General features: G+C 65.6%; 14 protein-coding genes. 11 read left to right on the forward strand and 3 right to left on the reverse strand.

Features of this window, described 5'->3' with window-relative positions:
- Nucleotides 1-9: 9 nt before the first annotated feature.
- A complete protein-coding gene (locus AC3WN8_RS19320; RefSeq protein WP_492671103.1) occupies nt 10-2,439 on the reverse strand; it encodes a TonB-dependent receptor in 2,430 nt (809 codons plus the stop codon).
- 79 nt (nt 2,440-2,518) lie between these two features.
- Complete coding sequence (locus AC3WN8_RS19325) at nt 2,519-3,565, reverse strand: ABC transporter substrate-binding protein (RefSeq protein ID WP_492671104.1); 1,047 nt, start codon at nt 3,563-3,565, stop codon at nt 2,519-2,521.
- A gap of 542 nt (nt 3,566-4,107) precedes the next feature.
- On the opposite strand from AC3WN8_RS19325, the gene AC3WN8_RS19330 reads away from it, so the two are divergent.
- The 3 genes from AC3WN8_RS19330 to AC3WN8_RS19340 all read left to right on the forward strand — a co-directional run bounded on the left by AC3WN8_RS19330 (nt 4,108) and on the right by AC3WN8_RS19340 (nt 8,067).
- Nucleotides 4,108-5,688 carry a DUF4153 domain-containing protein gene (locus AC3WN8_RS19330; protein WP_492671105.1) on the forward strand — a complete coding sequence of 527 codons (1,581 nt, stop codon included), beginning with the start codon at nt 4,108-4,110 and terminating at the stop codon, nt 5,686-5,688.
- Nucleotides 5,685-6,407: a response regulator transcription factor gene (locus AC3WN8_RS19335; RefSeq protein ID WP_492671106.1), complete on the forward strand. Its 723-nt coding sequence runs from the start codon at nt 5,685-5,687 to the stop codon at nt 6,405-6,407. The genes AC3WN8_RS19330 and AC3WN8_RS19335 overlap by 4 nt, the downstream gene beginning before the upstream one ends.
- A 103-nt stretch (nt 6,408-6,510) precedes the next feature.
- Complete coding sequence (locus AC3WN8_RS19340; RefSeq protein ID WP_492671107.1) at nt 6,511-8,067, forward strand: sensor histidine kinase; 1,557 nt, start codon at nt 6,511-6,513, stop codon at nt 8,065-8,067.
- On the opposite strand, the gene AC3WN8_RS19345 is transcribed toward AC3WN8_RS19340, so the two are convergent.
- The gene (locus AC3WN8_RS19345) at nt 8,054-8,746 is read right to left on the reverse strand and encodes an endonuclease/exonuclease/phosphatase family protein (RefSeq protein ID WP_492671108.1); all 693 of its coding nucleotides are present in this window, start codon (nt 8,744-8,746) and stop codon (nt 8,054-8,056) included. The two genes, AC3WN8_RS19340 and AC3WN8_RS19345, sit on opposite strands and share 14 nt — an antisense overlap.
- 100 nt (nt 8,747-8,846) lie before the next feature.
- Here AC3WN8_RS19345 and radA point away from each other — a divergent pair, with 100 nt between their 5' ends.
- The 8 genes from radA (at nt 8,847) to AC3WN8_RS19385 (ending at nt 18,086) form a co-directional block, all read left to right on the forward strand.
- Nucleotides 8,847-10,220 carry a DNA repair protein RadA gene (gene radA, locus AC3WN8_RS19350; RefSeq protein WP_492671109.1) on the forward strand — a complete coding sequence of 458 codons (1,374 nt, stop codon included), beginning with the start codon at nt 8,847-8,849 and terminating at the stop codon, nt 10,218-10,220.
- A 117-nt stretch (nt 10,221-10,337) separates the two neighbouring features.
- Nucleotides 10,338-10,892 (forward strand): CvpA family protein, encoded by a 555-nt coding sequence (locus AC3WN8_RS19355; RefSeq protein ID WP_492671110.1) that lies wholly within the window; start codon nt 10,338-10,340, stop codon nt 10,890-10,892.
- On the forward strand, nt 10,889-11,317 hold the full coding sequence (locus AC3WN8_RS19360) for an iron-sulfur cluster assembly scaffold protein (RefSeq protein WP_492671111.1): 429 nt from the start codon (nt 10,889-10,891) through the stop codon (nt 11,315-11,317). The genes AC3WN8_RS19355 and AC3WN8_RS19360 overlap by 4 nt, the downstream gene beginning before the upstream one ends.
- Entirely contained in the window at nt 11,317-13,086 is a 1,770-nt protein-coding gene (locus AC3WN8_RS19365) for a cation:proton antiporter domain-containing protein (RefSeq protein ID WP_492671112.1), read from the forward strand. Before AC3WN8_RS19360 ends, AC3WN8_RS19365 begins: the two co-directional genes overlap by 1 nt.
- Nucleotides 13,083-13,412 carry a DUF423 domain-containing protein gene (locus tag AC3WN8_RS19370; RefSeq protein WP_492671113.1) on the forward strand — a complete coding sequence of 110 codons (330 nt, stop codon included), beginning with the start codon at nt 13,083-13,085 and terminating at the stop codon, nt 13,410-13,412. Before AC3WN8_RS19365 ends, AC3WN8_RS19370 begins: the two co-directional genes overlap by 4 nt.
- Before the next feature lie 150 nt (nt 13,413-13,562).
- The gene (locus AC3WN8_RS19375; protein ID WP_492671114.1) at nt 13,563-15,833 is read left to right on the forward strand and encodes a TonB-dependent receptor; all 2,271 of its coding nucleotides are present in this window, start codon (nt 13,563-13,565) and stop codon (nt 15,831-15,833) included.
- Nucleotides 15,834-15,865: 32 nt separating this feature from the next.
- On the forward strand, nt 15,866-16,630 hold the full coding sequence (locus AC3WN8_RS19380) for a tryptophan synthase subunit alpha (RefSeq protein ID WP_492671115.1): 765 nt from the start codon (nt 15,866-15,868) through the stop codon (nt 16,628-16,630).
- Nucleotides 16,623-18,086, forward strand: a complete 1,464-nt coding sequence (locus AC3WN8_RS19385; protein WP_492671116.1) for a xylulokinase — start codon at nt 16,623-16,625, stop codon at nt 18,084-18,086. The genes AC3WN8_RS19380 and AC3WN8_RS19385 overlap by 8 nt, the downstream gene beginning before the upstream one ends.
- Nucleotides 18,087-18,122 lie beyond the last annotated feature (36 nt).

Raw genomic sequence — 18,122 nt, forward strand, 5'->3', positions numbered from 1 at the left:
GGTTCCTCTTCAGAATTTTGCGGAGACCGACGCGCCCCAGGTGCGGGGGTCGCCATAGGTGGTGAGACGCGCTCCCTGCTGGGTGCCAAAGGTCAGGATCTTGTATTGCTTGTCGGTCAGGTTCCGGACGAAGAGCTGGAATTCGAGCCGGTCGCCGGGCGCCGAGAGCGAAAGCCGCGCATTGCCGAGCGCATAACCCGCCTGTTGCTGGTAACGGCTGACCAGATAGTCGTTGGCGTTCGGATCGGTTTCCTGCGCGTTGACCGTGAAATACTGGCTGGTGCGGTAGCTCCAGTCGCTGCCGACCGCGATTTCCCAGTCGCCGACGGGGAAGCTGTATTCGGCGTCGATATTGCCGGTGAAATGCGGCGCGCGGGTGAACTGGTTGCCCTTGCCGAACAGCAGGCCGGTATTGGGATTGTTGGGGATGAAATCGTCGGTGTAATTGGTGTCGAGCAGGCCGATGCTGCCCGCGATGCGCAGGCCCTTGATCGGCCGCGCCGCGACGTCGAGCTCGACACCCTTCGACCAGCCCTTGGCGTTGATCAGCCGTGCGGTGAAGATCGTCGTGCCGCCCGCCGAGACCGGGACGCCCTGCACCAGCACCTGGATCTTCCTATAGTCGTAATAGAAAGCGGCGAGATTGGCGGTCAGCTTGCCGTCGAACCATGAGGTCTTGAGCCCCGCCTCGTATGAATAGAGATCCTCCGGCGCGATCCCCTCCGGATCGAACTGGACTCCGGCAGTGGCGCTCGCCTGGAAAGTGCCCGACCGGAAACCGCGCGCGAAACGGCCATAAAGCAGGGCGTCATCGCTGATCCTGAATTGCGGCGTGACGTCCCAGGTCAGCCGGTTCCAGGTTTTCGACGGAGATGCGGTGAAGGGTGCGTAGGGCGTGCTCGCCGTCACCGAGCTTCTGAGCCACCAGGTCGAGGGATCGGTGAAAGTGACGAGCGGCCGCGCTGCGGTGGGCGCTGTCGCGGGATCGACGGTGTTGAGCCGCCGCGACGCATCGCCCGCGCCGTTGAATATGTCGATCGTCGCCGCGCGCTTTTCCGATGTGTAGCGGATACCCGCGGTCAGGCTGAGCGCATCGGTGAAGTTGAACGTGCCGCTGCCGAACAGCGCATAGCTTTTGGCGGTCTGGTCGTAGAGCACATTCTGGAAATAGGCGTGGCGCCAGCGCGCCGGCCCGGTGCCGCGATCGCGATAGGCCGTCGTCGCGATCGTCGCGGTCGATGCGTCGGACGAGAAATCTTCCCAGAAATAATGCGCACCAAGGATCCAGTTGAAACGATCGTCGCGCGGGCTGGTGATCCGGAGCTCCTGCGTGAACTGTTCGCTCGACAGGTCGGTGCGCGAACGTGAGCCCTCGAAGACGGTATAATCGGCATCGCCCTGGCTGAGATTGTCGCCCTTGTCCCAGGCCGTGATCGAGGTGATCGTATAGTCGCCGGGCGTCCATTCGAGGGTCAGCGTGGCGCCGCGCTGCTTGGTCTTCGAAATCCCGGGCACGTTCGACGCGTAGAGATCGCGGTCGCCGGTCGGCACATTGCCGTAATCGTCGGCGGGTGCGGTCGCGCCTTTGAGCGCGGCCGTGTCGGGAAAGGCGGGCTCGATGAAGCGCGGGATCGGTGTGCCGTCGAAATTGCGGAAACGGCCGGAGAGCAGGATCTTCAGATCGTCCGACGGCTTGACCAGCAATTGCACGCGTGCGGCGAAATCGTCGAAGCGGCCGGTGCCTTTCTCGGCGGTGCCGACATTGTCGTAGACGTTGCCGCGCCGCTCGTAGAAGAACGATCCGCGCGCCGCGACGACATCGTCGACCACCGCGCCGCCGAAGCCGCCCTGGGTGAAGACCGACCCGAAATTGCCGATGCCCGCGCGGACATAGCCCGACGGATCGAATTCGGGTTTGCGCGAGATATAATGGATCGCACCGCCGACGGTGTTCTTGCCCCAGAGCGTGCCCTGGGGGCCGCGCAGCACTTCGACGCGTTCCAGATCGAACACCGGAAAGGCCTGGAAAAATGGCGAATTGACATAGACTTCGTCGAAATAGACCCCGATCGGATTGACGACGTTCGCCGCCGGATCGTTGCTGCCGACGCCGCGGATGAACCAGCGCGGGCGGTTGCGCCCTTCGGTCTGCGCCGCCGAGGCATTGGGGATCAGGCGGATGATCTCGGCGGCCGAGCGGACTTCGAGCCGCTGGAGCGCATCGCCGCCGACCGCGGTGATCGCGGTGGGCACGTCCTGCAATTTCTCCTCGCGCCGGTTGGCGGTGACGATGATCGCTTCGCCGTCATCGACGGCAGGGGCGCCTGCGGCTTCGGCGGCTTCGGCTTCGGGCGGTTGTGCCCATGCCGGCACTATGGGCGCGGTGAGCGATACCGCGCCGGCCAAAGCGAGATGTGAACGGAAACGGGTTTTCAGCATCGAGTTGTCATTCCTGAAGAAAAATGGGCCGCACCCGATGACGGGGCGCTCTGCGGCGATGTGTGGATGGTGAGGTGCGTCAGGCGGCCTTGCGGGCATGGCTGGCGAGTTCAGCCAGCGGGCGCGGATCGACCCAGGCGCGCGCGTCGAAGTCTGCGGGCAGGAAGCCGTGCGCGAATAGGAAGTCCTTGAAGTCCGACAAGGCGTCGGTGGCCTCGTCGGTCAGGAAGGTGCCGAGCCGCTGGCTGGCATGTTCGCCATAGGCCGCGCGCACCCAGTCGGGCGAGGAGCCGGCCTCGCGGGCGATATAGGCGATCGCTTCGTCGGGATGCGCCGCCGCCCAGTCGCCCGCATCGAGCACGCGGCGCAGGAAGCGCGTGACGAGATCGGGGCGTGCCTCGATCAGCCCGGCATCGACAGTCAGCGTGCGCGGCGTGCCGTTGTTGATGCGGACCTTGGGATCCGGGTGGAAGCCGAGATCGGCGACGATGCGCGCGCCGATCAGCCGGGCGGTTTCCAGCCCGAGCGCGCCCTTCACATAGATGGCGTCGACCTCGCCGCGGACGAGCGCCAGCACTTCGGCACGATAGCCGTGACGGCTGCGCCGCCGAAACCCTTCGCCCGTGGCGATCCCGTCGGTGCCGTTCGGCGCCTCATTGACCGCATCGACACGTTCGACCGCGTCGAGCGAAAGCCCGTCGAGCTCGAGCGCCTTGGCGAAACCCCTGAGTGCGCTGGCGCGATTGAAGTCGATCGAGATCGGATTGACGGGAAGCCCGATGCGGCGCCCGCGCAGGTCGCGCGCCCGGCCGATGCTCGCACCCGGCAGCGCCAGGATCGCCTGGAACTCGTCGGTCCAGGACAGGCCGATAACGCGCGTGTCGCGGCCGTTCGCCCGCGCCCAGATCGCCGGAATATTGCCGCCCTGTCGGAATGAGTGCGGCAGGCTGTGATCGAAATGCGATTCCCGTGCATTCGGGTCGCTGGTTTCCTGGACCGAGCGCAGCGCGATGCCGTCGCGGCCGAATTCCTCGGCGAACCAGTCGAGTTGGACGGCAAGGCCGAGCGGCGTGGGGACGGGGCAGCGCGTATACCAGAGTTCGCTCACCTGTGGCGTGTTCGTCATGTCGAAAGCCTTTCTGACGGGCGCACGTGCCCGATGTCGCGCGGCGGCGCCGCGCGGCTGAAAAATGTGCAGAGGGTTTGCGCGGGCCTCGTGGCCCGCGGTCAGTTCAGCTCAGCAGCGGCATCGCCGCAGGCGGATTCCGTCTGTCGTGGAAACGTGTCTTCGCATTCGTCACTTCCCCTTAACCCTGGGGGGATCACGAAGCCGGGCGTCACGCTACCCTGCATCGCGCTTTAGCCGTTGTTGACGCGGAGCAAGCTGCATCCCTTCAAAAGCCGCGGGTCCTATCGGCAGCCAAAATGCTGAAGGGCGACGACCACGCGCCCTTGGTTCCGATGAATTCTACCTAAACCGTAGAGAATGAGTCGGCAACTCAACTTTTGCTATTCCGTGCCAAAGCGCGGGTAGGTTGCGGCATCCGCCGATCCGGGATGCAGGACTGCACCAATTCTGCATCCGCGCTCCTTCAAGGCAAGACGCCGTGCGGACCAACGCTCCCCGAAGGTACGGCATCACCCGGTCTCCACCGGGAGAGTTCGGTCATGCCGCTTCGCTATTCCTATACCGTCAAATTCGCCGCGGCGCTTGCGCTCGCGCTGTTCGCCAACTGGCTGTTCCTGTTTCACCATGTCGGCGCGACGCCGGGCTATTTCGCATTGGCGCTGCTCGCCGCGCTGATCGTCCTGCGGCCCGTGACCTGGCGTGACCGCAGCGCGATCGTGGCGGTCATCGCCGCCGCCGGTTTTGCCGGCGTGCTGATCGAGGCGCCGTCGCCGCTCGCGTCGATACTGTGCTGGGTCGCACTGGCCTTCGCCGCGCTCGGTCCACGAATCGCCCGGTTCGACGATGCCGGACGCTGGGCGTTGCGGCTGATCCTCCATGTCTTCTCGATTCCGGTGGGGCCGGTGGTCGATGCCGGACGCTGGCGCCGCGCGCGGCGTCGGAGCGGCGGTGGGAAAACTCGCTTGTTGCCGCTCCTCGCATTGCCGATCGCGGGAAGCCTTGTCTTCCTGATGCTGTTTGCCAGCGCCAATCCGATCATCGCGGACGCATTGGCGATGCTCGATACCGGTCTGGCGATCGAGGCGACCTCGCCGATCAGGATCGCTTTCTTCCTGATCGCCTTCGCTCTGTGCTGGGCGCTGCTGCGACCTTTCATCTTCTCGCCGCTTGCCCCGCCCAGGCCGGGTGGGGCGGTCGTCGCGCTGCCCGGTGTCAGCATCGCGTCGGTCACGCTGTCGCTGGTGATCTTCAACCTGCTGTTCGCGGTTCAGAATGCGCTCGACATCGCCTTTCTGTGGAGCGGTGCGCCATTGCCGGGCAAGACGACGATGGCGGATTATGCGCATCAGGGCGCCTATCCGCTGATCGCCACCGCATTGCTCGCCGGCCTGTTCGTGCTGGTGACGATGCGCCCGGGATCGGAAACGGCGGCACGGCCGTCGATCCGTGCGCTGGTGACGATCTGGGTGGCACAGAATATCCTGCTCGTCGCATCCTCGATGCTGCGTACCTTCGACTATATCGACTCCTATTCGCTCACCCGCTTCCGCATCGCCGCGCTGATCTGGATGGCGCTGGTCGCGGCCGGACTGATCCTGATCTGCGTGCGGATGTGGCGAGGAAAGAGCGACGGCTGGCTGATCAGCGCGAACGCCGCCGCGGCCCTGCTGGTGCTTTCGGCGTGCAGCGTCGTCGACCTAGGGCGCATGGCCGCGGCCTGGAATGTGCGTCATGCCCGCGAGGCCGGCGGGCGCGGCGTACATCTCGACCTTTGTTATCTGAACGAACTCGGATCCTCGGCTTTGTTGCCGATCGTCGAGCTGGAGGGGCGCACCGGGGATGGCGCGCTCCGCGAGCGGCTCGCCTGGTCGCGCAATCGGCTGATGGACGAAATGGAGCCGGTGCTGACCGACTGGCGCGGCTGGACCTGGCGTGACGAGCGCCGCTTCCGCACCGCCGAGCGGCTGATCGCGGAAAAAGGGCTCAAGCGCCAGCATTTCGGGCCGCGTCAATGCAATGGCCTGCCATATCCGCGTGAAGAGGCGCCGGAAGCCGTGACGGTCGAGGCGCCCGCCGGCGGGAACGCGGCAATCCCTTTGACAGAGGAGGTCAAGCGGTGACAACAGCCTATGCCATGAGCCGGATGATCCTGATCGTCGACGACGACCCGCATATTCGCGAAGTGCTGTCCTTCGCTCTGAGCAAGGCCGGTATGGAGACGCGAGAGGCCGGGGATGGGGAGGAGGCGCTTGCCGCTGTCGGGAAATGGAATCCCGATCTCGTCATACTCGACATCAACATGCCGCGGCTCGACGGGATCGAAGTCTGCCGGCGGCTGCGCGCCACGGGCGATGTCCCCGTGCTGTTCCTCTCGTCGCGCGACGACGAGATCGACCGCGTCGTGGGGCTGGAACTGGGCGCCGACGATTATGTCGTCAAACCCTTTTCACCGCGCGAAGTGGTGGCCCGGGTCAACGCAATCCTGAAGCGCGGCGGGCGAGCACTGGCGGCCGCCGGACCGCAGACGCAGGTGGTGCATAATCGCCTGTCGCTCGATCCCGAGGCCTGGGAAGCGCGCTGGGCGGGCGACCCGATCGAACTGACCGCGACCGAATTCCAGCTGCTCCTGCTGCTCGCATCATTGCCGTCCAAAGTGTTCAGCCGCGACGCGATCATCGACCGGTTGCATGGACCCGGCTTCGCCGTGACCGACCGCACGATCGACAGCCATATCCGCAACCTGCGCGCGAAGTTCGTCGGCGTCGGGGCGGGCGATCTGATCGAGACGCGCGCCGGGATCGGCTATCGCATCGGGGCATGCATGGGCGCGGCACAATGACATCTTTCCTGTCATCCCCGCGAATGCGGGGATCCAGGAAATGCCGGGAATCGCGCGCTATGTTCCGGGATCCCCGCTTTTGCGGGGATGGCATTCGGCTGCGATGATCGAGCCGCTCAAGCAATGGCTCAAGCGGCATTGGCCGCCGATCCGCTTGCGCGCGATCCTGTTCGGCGTGCTGCTGTTCGTCGCGGCGCTGCCGGGCGTCGCCGCGGTGTTCCTGCGCGTCTATGAGAATACGCTGGTCCAGCAGACCGAGACCGAATTGATCGCGCAGGCGGCCGCCCTTGCCGGCGCCTATCGCGCGGCATGGCCCGAACCGATCGCGGATGCACCCCGGCCGCTCAGGATCGAGCGGCCCAGGGTCGATCTCAATGCGATGCCGATCCTGCCGGTGATGACCGCGCCGGCCGCGGCGGCGCCTGCCGACAGGCGCGCGGCGGTTACCGGGCGGCGGCTGAAACCGGTGGTCGAGGATACCGTCCAGACCACGCTCGCCGCCATCCGCGTGCTCGATCGCACCGGCATCGTGGTGCTCGGTCGTGATGATCTCGGCCGAAGCTATGCGCGGGTTCCCGAAGTCAAGGCCGCGCTTGGCGGCGCAAGCGCGACGGTGTTGCGCCGGCGCGGCGGCTATGAAGCGCGTTATGCGGCGGAGGCGCTCAGCCGTGCCTCAGCGATCCGCGTCCATTATGTCCGGCCTGTGATTGCCGATGGCCGCGTGATCGGCGCATTGATGCTGTCGCGCAGCCCGCGCGGCCTGTTCCTCGGCATTTATCAGGATCGCGGCAAGATCCTGTTCGGCATGTCGGCGATCTTCGTGACCTTACTGTTCCTCGCGGGCTTGCTCTCGCGCGCGATCGCACGGCCGATCGAGGCTTTGAGCCGCGCGACCGAATCGGTGGCGCGTGGCGAGGTGGATGTGCCCGAAACGCCCGCGACCGCGGCGATCGAGATCCGTACGCTCTACGAGAATTTCGCGCTGATGGCCGAGCGGATCGAGGCACGTTCGCGTTATCTGCGCGATTTCGCCGCGGCGGTGAGCCACGAGTTCAAGACGCCGATCGCGGGGCTGCGGGGTGTCCTGGAACTGCTCGGCGACCATGGCGCCGAGATGACCGAGGCGGAGAAAACCCGCTTCCTGTCCAATGCCATGGCCGATGCCGACCGGCTTTCGCACCTGGTCCAGCGATTGCTCGATCTGGCGCGGGCGGACATGACGGTGATGCCGAGCGATGCCAGGACCAGCCTTGGCGGCCCTGCGCGGCGCGTGGCCGACGCGCATCGGGGCGAGGGGCTGGCGATCGACGTCGCGATCCCCGACGATCTGCCGATGGCGGCAGTGCCGGCCGAGCTGATCGAAGCCGTGCTCGAAACATTGATCGAGAATAGTCGGCAGGCAGGGGCAGGGCGGATCGCGATCTCCACGCAGCGCGACGGAGACGGGCTATTGCTGCTTGTATCCGATGATGGTCCGGGCGTGCCGGCCGCCGATCATGAGAAGATCTTCGAGCCATTCCATACGGGGCGGCGGACCGAGGGCGGTTCGGGCCTTGGGCTCGCCATTGCGCGCTCCTTGCTGACGGCATGTGGCGGCGGGATCCGCAGCGTCCGCGTCGCGGCTGGCGCCGTGATCGAAATCCGGCTCAGGCCGGCTTGAGATCGGCCCAGATCGGGAGGTGATCCGACGCCTTGCGTGCAGTGGCGCTATGATGGACGCCGCTGTCCGCCACCTGAAGATGTTCCGACACCATGATCCGGTCGAGCATCGCCACCGGACGGCGGGCATGGAAACTCTTGCCGCATTCGGCGAACGCGAAATGCTTGCCGAAATCGCGCAGGCAGCCCGATCGGCTGCTCCATTCGTTGAGATCGCCCATCATCACCGTCGGCATCGGCTCGCAGGCATCGAGATGGTGGAGCAGGGCATGCGCCTGACGGCGGCGCCAGAGACCGGACAGGTCGAGATGCATGCCCACTACGCGCAGCCTCGCGCCATTGATGGCGATATCCGCGAGCACGGCGCCGCGTGGTTCGAGCGCCGGCAGGTGGATCACTTCCCGGCGGATGATTTCGGCGGATTTGCGTAAGAGGATGGCATTGCCGTGCCAGCCCAGGCTGTCGGCGCGCATGTCGAAGGGAACATGGGCATAATCGCTATGCTCGTCGAGCATGCGCAGTGGAATGACGCCGATACGTGCGCCGAAGCGGCGATCTGCCTCCTGCAGCGCGATCACGTCGGCGCCGATTTCGTTGAGCACGTCCAGCGTGCGTTCGGGCCGGCGGCGGCGATCGGTGCCGATCGATTTACGAATATTGTAGCTGGCGACGCGCATCATGCGGACGCCATAGCGGGACGAACGGAAAAGAGTGAGCCCATTGCGCAAGAACGCACGAACGCGTCTGGCGTTCTATCGATGGAACAGTTAGGGAACATCGATGGCAAAACCTCAGCGTCGATATGTCTGCCAACTTTGTGGCTCGGTCGCTTCCAAATGGCAGGGACAATGCGTCGATTGCGGCGAATGGAACACGCTGGTCGAAGAGGCCGGCACCGTGGTCACGCCGTTCGCGGCCAAGCATAATCTGCAATCGGGCGGCCGCGCGGTCACTCTGGTCGGGCTCGATGCCGATATCGCACTGCCCGAGCGCGCATCGACGGGCATCAAGGAACTCGATCGGGCGCTGGGTGGCGGCTTCGTCGAGGGTTCGGCGACGCTGATCGGCGGCGATCCGGGAATCGGCAAATCGACCCTGCTGCTGCAGGCGGCGGCACGGCTGGCCTTGTCCGGCATGGCGGTGGCTTATGTTTCGGGCGAGGAAGCGGCCGACCAGGTGCGCTTGCGTGCGCGGCGGCTGGGGCTCGGCAATGCGCCGGTGCAATTGGCGGCCGCGACCTCGGTCCGCGACATATTGACGACCTTCGGGACGGGTAAGCCGCCGGCATTGCTGGTGATCGATTCGATCCAGACCATGCACAGCGACCTGATCGAGGGCGCGCCGGGCACGGTCAGCCAGGTGCGCGCGTCTGCGCAGGAACTTATCCGCTTCGCCAAGGAGCGCGGCACTGCTCTGGTGCTGGTCGGGCACGTCACCAAGGACGGGTCGATCGCCGGGCCGCGCGTGCTCGAGCATATGGTCGATACCGTTCTGAGCTTCGAAGGCGAAAGAAGTCATCAATATCGGATCTTGCGCGCGATCAAGAACCGCTTCGGCGGCACCGACGAGATCGGCGTCTTTTCGATGGCCGAAGGCGGGCTCGAGGAGATCTCGAATCCGTCCGCGCTGTTCCTCACCAACCGTGACGAGACGGTGACGGGATCGACGGTATTCCCCGCGCTGGAAGGCACCCGACCCGTGCTGGTCGAGATCCAGGCGCTGACCGTAAGGCTGGCGAGCGGCGCGACGCCACGGCGTGCGGTGGTCGGTTGGGATTCGGGGCGGCTGGCGATGGTGCTCGCGGTGCTCGAGGCCCGGTGCGGGCTGAGTTTCTCGACCTGCGAAGTCTATCTCAACATCGCGGGCGGCTATCGGGTGACCGATCCGGCCGCGGATCTGGCGGTCGCGGCGGCTTTGATCTCGGCGCTTGGCGAGCGTCCGGTGCCGTCCGATGCGGTCGCGTTCGGCGAGATTTCGCTGTCGGGAGAGATCCGGCCGGTGGCGCATGGCGCATTGCGGTTGAAGGAAGCCGGCAAGCTCGGCTTCGGTCGCGCGCTCGTCCCCTCGGCACTGAGCGCGGAGAAAGGCGGGCTGACGCTTTCGGGCTTCCGGACGCTGCGTCAGTTCGTCGATCATATGCTGGCGCGCGAATAAGACCGCTGCCTGCTTGAAGCGCGGTGCACGCTTCCCCAAGTGCAGAAACGGTGGAGATTTCGCGATCATCGCCGAATGCCGATTCAAATTTACGCAAACTTGGTCTAGCTGGAGCCCATGGCTGCCTTCACCGCTCTCGATATCATCGTTCTCCTGCTGGTCGGCGGTGCCGCCGTGCTCGGCTTTTTGCGCGGCTTCACCACTGAGGTCCTGTCGCTGATCGCCTGGATCGTCGCGGTCTTCGCGGTGAAGCTGTTCCATGAACCAGCCACGTCGCTCGTCAGCGGTTGGGTGGGAACCGAGGGCGGCGCGATGGTGCTGGCCTTCGCATTGGTGTTCGGCCTGACCTTTCTCGCCGGGCGGCTCACAGCACGCGCGATCGGGCGCCGCACGCGGCAATCGGCGTTGGGCAGCTTCGATCGCGTGCTGGGTGTGGGCTTCGGTGCGCTCAAGGGGTTGATCATCGCGACCGTGATCTATCTGGCGGTCAGCCTGGTCTATGACACGCTTTATGGCGGCCGTGCGCAGCGCCCCGAATGGATGGCCAAATCCTATACCTATCCGCTGCTCGACGCTTCCAGCCGGGCGCTCGTCGATTTCGTCCAGCAACGCCAGTCGGAGGGCGACGCAGCGGAGAATGCCGATACGGCGAAGAATTCGACCGCGAAATGAACGCGCCGCTCTACAACACCGCCATATTGAAGCTGGCCGCGACGATTCCCTATCATGCACGCCTCGCCGATGCGCAGGGCATTTCGGAAAAACGTTCGCCGGTCTGCGGCAGTCGTGTGACCGTGGACGTGATCCTCGACGCCGATGGCCGGATCGCCGAGCTGGGTCAGGAAGTGCGCGCCTGCGCGCTCGGCCAGGCCTCCGCCTCGCTGATGGCCGCTGCCGCGATCGGCAAGACCCGGGCGGAGCTCGAAGCGGCGCGCGACGCTTTGGCCGGTTTCCTTGCCGGCACGCGCGACGATCCGGGCGACTGGCCGGGGCTGGACATCTTCCTTCCGGCGCGGCCGCATGCGGCGCGTCATCCCTCGATCCGGCTTGCCTTTGAAGCGGTCGCGGAGGCGGCGGCGCGCGCCGCGGGCGCCTGATGCACGAAGCCGGCGGCGTGCCGATGCTGCGCGACGGCGTGGTCCTGCTCGGTTTCGCGATGGTGTTCGTGCTGCTGTTCCGCAAGCTCGGGCTGGGTGCGGTGCTCGGCTATCTCGTCGCCGGGGCGCTGGTCGGACCGCATCTGCTGGGGCTGGTCGGCGATGCCGAGCAGAAACTGGGTATCGCCGAACTCGGCATCACCCTGCTGCTGTTCCTCGTCGGTCTCGAACTGTCGCCGACCCGATTGTGGCAGATGCGCAGCGATATTTTCGGCCTCGGCCTGCTCCAGGTCGCCTTGTGCGGACTGGCGGTCGCATTGCTGGTCTATGCTAGCACGCCGTTCACGCTCGCCGCGGCATTGGCGCTCGGCCTGCCATTGGGGCTGTCCTCGACCGCGCAGGTCCTGCCGATGCTGCAGTCCGCGGGACGGTTGCGTACGCCGTTCGGCGAACGGGCCTTTTCGATCCTGCTGTTCCAGGATCTCTCGATCGTCCCGCTGATCACGATCATCGCCGCATTGTCGCGCAATCCCGCTGACGCTGCCGGCCCGCCGGGCTGGGTACTCAGCCTCTATACGGTCGCGGCGGTGGTCGGGCTGATCCTGGCCGGCCGCTATATCCTCAATCCCCTGTTCCGGCTGATCGGCAATCTCGGCGAGCGCGAGATGTTCGTCTTTGCCGGCCTGTTCACGGTGATTGCCAGCGCGGCGGTGATGGAGGCGCTTGGTCTTTCGACGGCGCTGGGGGCTTTCGTCGCCGGCGTGATGCTCGCGGAAAGCCCATATCGCCACGAGCTGGAGGCCGATGTCGAGCCGTTCCGCACGATATTGCTCGGCCTGTTCTTCCTCGCCGTCGGCATGATGCTCGATCTGACCGTCATCGCCGAGCGGCCGGTATTCGTGCTCGCGATGGCGGCTGCACTGATCGTCACCAAGGCTGGGATCGTGATGGGGCTCGGCCTGTTGTTCAGGATGCCCTGGCGCCAGGCGCTGGCACTGGGACTGTTGCTCAGTCAGGGCGGCGAATTCGGATTCGTCCTGTTCGCACAAGCGCAGAACGCGATGCTGATCGAGCCGCAGGCCGCCAGCCTGTTCGGCGCTGTGGTGACGATCTCGATGGCGACGACGCCGTTCCTGATGGCCTTTACCCGGCGCTTCCGCGCGGAACCGCGACCGGGTGCCGCAAAGCTGGACGGGCCGGTCAGCGACGGCGCCTCGGCGATCGTTGTCGGCTATGGCCGCTTCGGCCAGACTGTCGGGCAGATGCTGGTCGGCCAGCGCGTTCAGGTGACGCTGATCGATTCGGATCCCGAGACGATCGCGGTCGCGGGCGATTTCGGGATGAAGGTCTATTATGGCGATGGCACGCGCGTCGACCTGCTGCGCCGTGCGGGCGCCGAGCATGCGCAGGCACTGATCTTCTGCCTCGACGGCGACCGGCTGGACGAGGCATCGCTCGGGCTGATCGCCAAGGCCTTTCCCGACGCGTCGATCCTGGTGCGTGCCTATGACCGTCGGCACATGATGCGGATCGGTGCGGCACCGATCGCGGGTGCGGTGCGCGACGTCTATGAGAGCGCGATCGTGCTGGCGCGTCAGGCAATGCAGGCGCTGGGCATCGACGATGCCGAGATCGCTCATACCGAAGCCGATTATCGCGAACGCGACGAAGCCCGTTTGAAGGTGCAGAGCGAGACCGGCGATATCCGGGCCGGGATGGAGCGCATGTTCAGCCAGCGCAATGCGGCGCTTGAGGAGGATTGCGGATGATCGTCTTGTTTGCGGCTTTATCGGGCGCGATCGCGGTCGCCGCGGGTGCATTCGGCGCGCATGGCGCATCGGGTCAGGCTGCGGAATGGTTGAAGACCGGTGCAACCTATCAGCTTGTCCATGCGGTCGCGGCGTTGGCCGTCATCGACAGGGTCGGCGCGAAGGGGCCGGCCGCGCTTTTCGTCGCCGGTGGCGCGATCTTTGCGCTGACGCTTTACGCCATGGCGATCGGCGCGCCGCGCTGGCTGGGGGCGGTCACGCCGATCGGCGGCGTACTGCTGATCATCGGCTGGCTCTGGCTGGGCTGGACTGCGCTCAAGGCCTGAAAACGGGCATCGAATCCGGTCGGAGGGCGCCCGGACGCATAACATCTTCACGCCCTGGACATCCGGCGCAGTCGATGGATAGACGCCGGACCGGCTTCATTGCCTTATCCCACCCATGAAATGTCCAGACCATAAGGACGGGGGGATAAGATGATCGACCAGATGAAAGTCGTGCGGATTGCCGCGCTGACATCGGCCAGTGCGCTGATCCTTTGCGGCGCGCCCGTTGCCGCCCAGACCGAAAACGCCGCATCCGCCGCTGCGGACGAGAGCATCGGCGACATCGTCGTCACAGCGCGTCGCCGTGAGGAGACGCTGCAGAAGGTGCCGGTGTCTATCACCGCCTTCACCGCAGCCGACCTCCAGTCGCGGCAGGTCGACAATGTGTCGCAGATCGCGCAGTCGACGCCCAATCTCGTCTTCAATTCCTCCGCGCCGATCTCGGGCAGCAACACGGCCGCCTCAATCTATATCCGCGGCATCGGCCAGAGCGATTTCACGCTCGTCACCGATCCGGGCGTCGGCCTCTATCTCGACGGCGTGTACATCGCCCGCTCTGTGGGCGGCGTGCTCGATCTTGTCGATGTCCAGCGGGTCGAAGTGCTGCGCGGGCCGCAGGGCACCTTGTTCGGCAAGAACACGATCGGCGGTGCGATCAACATCACGTCCAAGCCTCCCGGCGATACGCTGGGCGGATCGATCGAAGTCAAGACCGGCAGCCGCAGCCGCATCGACGTGAAGGGCGTTCTCGATCTGCCGATCTCCGATACGCTTGCCGTCCGCGTTTCGGCGGCCACGCTCAATCAGGACGGCTATGTCCGAAACCAGGGTGGTCCGCGCCTGGGCGATGTCGATGCGCTGATCGGCCGTGTCGCGCTGCGCTGGAAACCCACCGACCGCCTGACCGTCGATCTCGCGGCCGACGCCACGCGCCGGCGCGAGCATGCCCAGGCGCAGAAGCTGCTCGATTTCAATCCCAATGCCGGTGCACCGACATTCGGGCCGTTCAACGGGGTGATCGCGCCAGCGCTCGGCCTGCCGCAATATGACGCGCGCTTCACGCGGGGCGGCCCCTATCAGACCTTCCAGGGCGACAATCCCAATACGATCTCGCATCTCGATCTATGGGGCGTTTCGGGCACGGTCGAATATGATCTGGACAGCGTGACGGTGAAGTCGATCACCGCCTTCCGCAAGTTCGACAGCCAGTTCGGCCGCGACACCGACAATTCGCCCTACACGATCGTCGAAACCTATGACGATATCAGCCAGCAGCAGTTCAGCCAGGAAATCCAGCTGTTCGGTTCCGCGCTCGACGATCGCCTCGACTGGCTGCTGGGCGGCTATTATTTCACCGAGAAGGGCGACAATCTCAACAATGTCTACACCTCGGTCATCCTGATCAAGAGCGGCGGCGCGGTGAAGAACGACAGCCTCGCCGGCTTTGCCCATCTCAGCTTCAAGGCGACCGACAAGCTCCGCCTGACGGCGGGCGCGCGCTATACCGACGAGACCAAGCGCTTCACGCCCGATCAGCAGGTGCTGTTCTACGATTATACCCAGGCGCTGTTCGGCGGCGCCGGCTTCACCGACGGCCAGCGCATCCTGCCGCAGATGCAGTCGAAGCGGAAATTCAACAATTTCTCGGTCCTGCTCGGCGCCGATTATCAATGGACCGACCGGTTGATGACCTATGTGTCCTTCTCGCAGGGCTTCAAGTCGGGCGGCTTCAATCAGCGCGTCTTCCCGCCGCGCGCCGTCCCCGGATCGTTCGAGCCGGAAAAGGCCGATGTGTTCGAGGCCGGCCTGAAGACCTCGAACGCGGCGGGCACCGTGCGTTTCGATCTTGCCGGCTTCTACACCCGTTACCAGGACATCCAGGTCCGCATCCTCGACGTGATCGCGCCGGGAACCGGCAATGCCGCCGCCGGCCGCGTCTATGGTGCAGAGGCCGAATTGACGGTGAAGCCGGCACCGCCGCTGACGCTGCAATTCTCGGGCGGCTATCTCGATACGGGCTATACGCGGTTCGATGCCAATTTCGATCCGTCGCAGGGCATCACCAAAGACAATCGCTTCGTCAATTCGCCGAAATGGTCGCTGGCGGCGTCGGCAAGTTACGTCATCCCGCTGGGCGACTTCGGTGACCTCACCTTGCGCGGCGACTGGAGCTATCGTTCGAAGACCTACAATGACGCCGCGAACAGCGAGAATATCGCGCAGTCCGGCTTCAGCCTGTTCAATGCCGGCATCGTCCTCGATACCGCCGACAAGGCATGGCAGGTCGCGGCGGGCGTCAAGAACATCGCAGACAAACGCTATCTGCTGACCGGCAACAACGAATTTGGCGGCTTCGGTTATGTCGAGGGCGTCTATGCCAGACCGCGCGAATGGAGCCTGTCCGTTCGCCGGACTTTCTGATCCTTTCCCCGCCGCGCCATTCCGGACTCTTCATGCTCAACAGCTTCAACCAGACCGCGCGCTTGCCGCGCGGCAATGGGCTCGATCGTCTTGCGGGGCGGGGGCGTCCGATCCTGGCCTGTTATTTCCCGCTCGGCGATCCTGTGTTCGAAAGCGGCATAGACGCGATCTACCGCTCGGCCGGCGTCGATATTTTCGAACTCGGCCTGCCGTCCGCCAATCCCTACATGGATGGGGCGGATGTCGCCGGGGCGATGCGCCGGGCATTGGCGGGCGGGATCGACCCCTATGCTCGGCTTGCCGACATGGCGGCCTGGCTTGCGGACGCGCCCGACGGTCCGGCAGGGGTCTGCATGGCCTATGCCGATCTCGACCTGTCGCGCATCGCGGCGTGGCCGGGGCTGGACGGCATGCTGATCGTCGGCTCCGTACCGGGCGGTTTCCCGCCGGGCCTGCGAACCTGCGGGTTGCTCAAGCTCGATTTCACCGCCGAAGAGCTGGCGGCCGCCGCTGCCTGGGACGGCTATGTGATGGTCCAGGCCGTCGCCGGCGTCACGGGGCCGCGCGACCGGCTCGATCCGCGGCTGGCCGATACGATCGCGGCGGCCCGCCGCGCGGGCGTGCATCGCCCGATCCTGGCCGGCTTCGGCATCGGCACGGCGGAACAGGCGCGCGCCGCGGTCGATGCGGGTGCCGACGGTGCGGTGATCGGATCGATGTGCGTGCGCAAGGCGATCGAGGGGCCGGACGAGCTCGCGCGCTTTCTCGACAGGGTGAGGTCCGCGCTCGATGACTGAGCACGGCTATATCCTCGGCATCGATCTGGGCACGACCTCGCTGAAGGGCGCGCTCTACGATCTCGACGGCAAGCTGGTCGCGGCCGAATCCGTCGCCTATCCGACGCATCGTTTCGCCGATGGCCGCGTCGAGCAGGATGCATGGGATTGGCTCGAGGCATTCTGGCACGTCGCGGATCGGATCATGGCGGGTCGTGCGCCCGCCGATATCCGCGCCATCGGCCTGTGCAGCCAGGTCAACACCTATGTCTTCGTCGATGGCGACGGCGCGCCGCTGGCGCCCGCCATCGTCTGGCAAGATGTGCGCGCCGCCGAGCAGGCGAACCGGCTGGACGCGATGATCACCGACGACCAGCGGCAGGCCTGGTGGCCGTCGGGCATGACGGTCAGCGCCAGCCATATGCTGCCGCAAATGGCGCATATGGCGGCGACTGCGCCCGATATCTGGGCGCGGACGGCGAAAGTGCTGTCGCCCAAGGATTTCCTGCTGCGCCATCTGACGGGCGCATGGACCGCCGATCCGCTGGCCGCGTTCGATCTGGTCGACGCATCGGGCGCGTATATCGACGCGTTCCTGGCGCTGGTGCCCGGCGCGCGCGAACGCGTCGCGCCGCTCGCGCCGTTTCGTGCGCTGATCGGTCGCTTGCGCCATCCGCATTGGCCGGATTGCGCCGCGCCTGTCGTCAACGGTACGATGGACGCATTCGGCTGTCTGTTCGGATCGGGCGCGGCGCGGCCGGGCGAGGGCAGCTATATCAGTGGCACAAGCGAGATCGTCGCGCTGATCGGCGATCGCCCCGGCGGCCATCCCGGGATCGTCAGTTTCTCGCCCGTCGGCGATTGGCATGTCCAGGCGGGCCCCACCCAGAGCGGGGGCGATACGTTGCGCTGGATGGGCACGCTCCTGAACCTGTCGCACCAGGATGTGCTCGATCGTGCGGCGCTGGCCGATCGCTCCGGCAGCGGCGATGGTGTGCTGTTCCTGCCCCATCTCGAGGGTGAGCGCGCACCCTTGTGGGATGCGCATGCGCGCGGCGCCTTTGTCGGTCTGAATTCCCATGACGCTGCGCCGCAACTGGCGCTGGCCGCGCTGGAGGGGGTCGCGCTGTCCGCGCGCCTGGTTTTCGACGGCGCGGTACAGGCCGTCGGCGGGCGCCCCGATGCGCTTTATCTCGGCGGCACCGGCAATCGGTCCGATCTCTGGGCGCAGATCCGCGCCGATGTGCTCGGTATCAGGCTGCACCGTGTCGAATGCCTCGACACCGGCTCGGTCGGCGCCGCGATCATGGCCGGCATGGGCATCGGTCGTTATCGATCGATTTCGGAAGCATCGGCATCGCTTGTCCGGATCGAACGGACGTTCCTGCCGGATCCGGCCAAGTCCTCCCGCTATCGGCGCATGATGTCGCGCTACATGGCAGCGTATCGGCAGCTCAAGGGATTGGATGCACTCTGAAGCGTACAGACGATTTATTTTAAGCTTGAACAGAAT

The organism is Sphingobium sp. FW305-3-2-15-F-TSA7 (genome assembly GCF_058787155.1).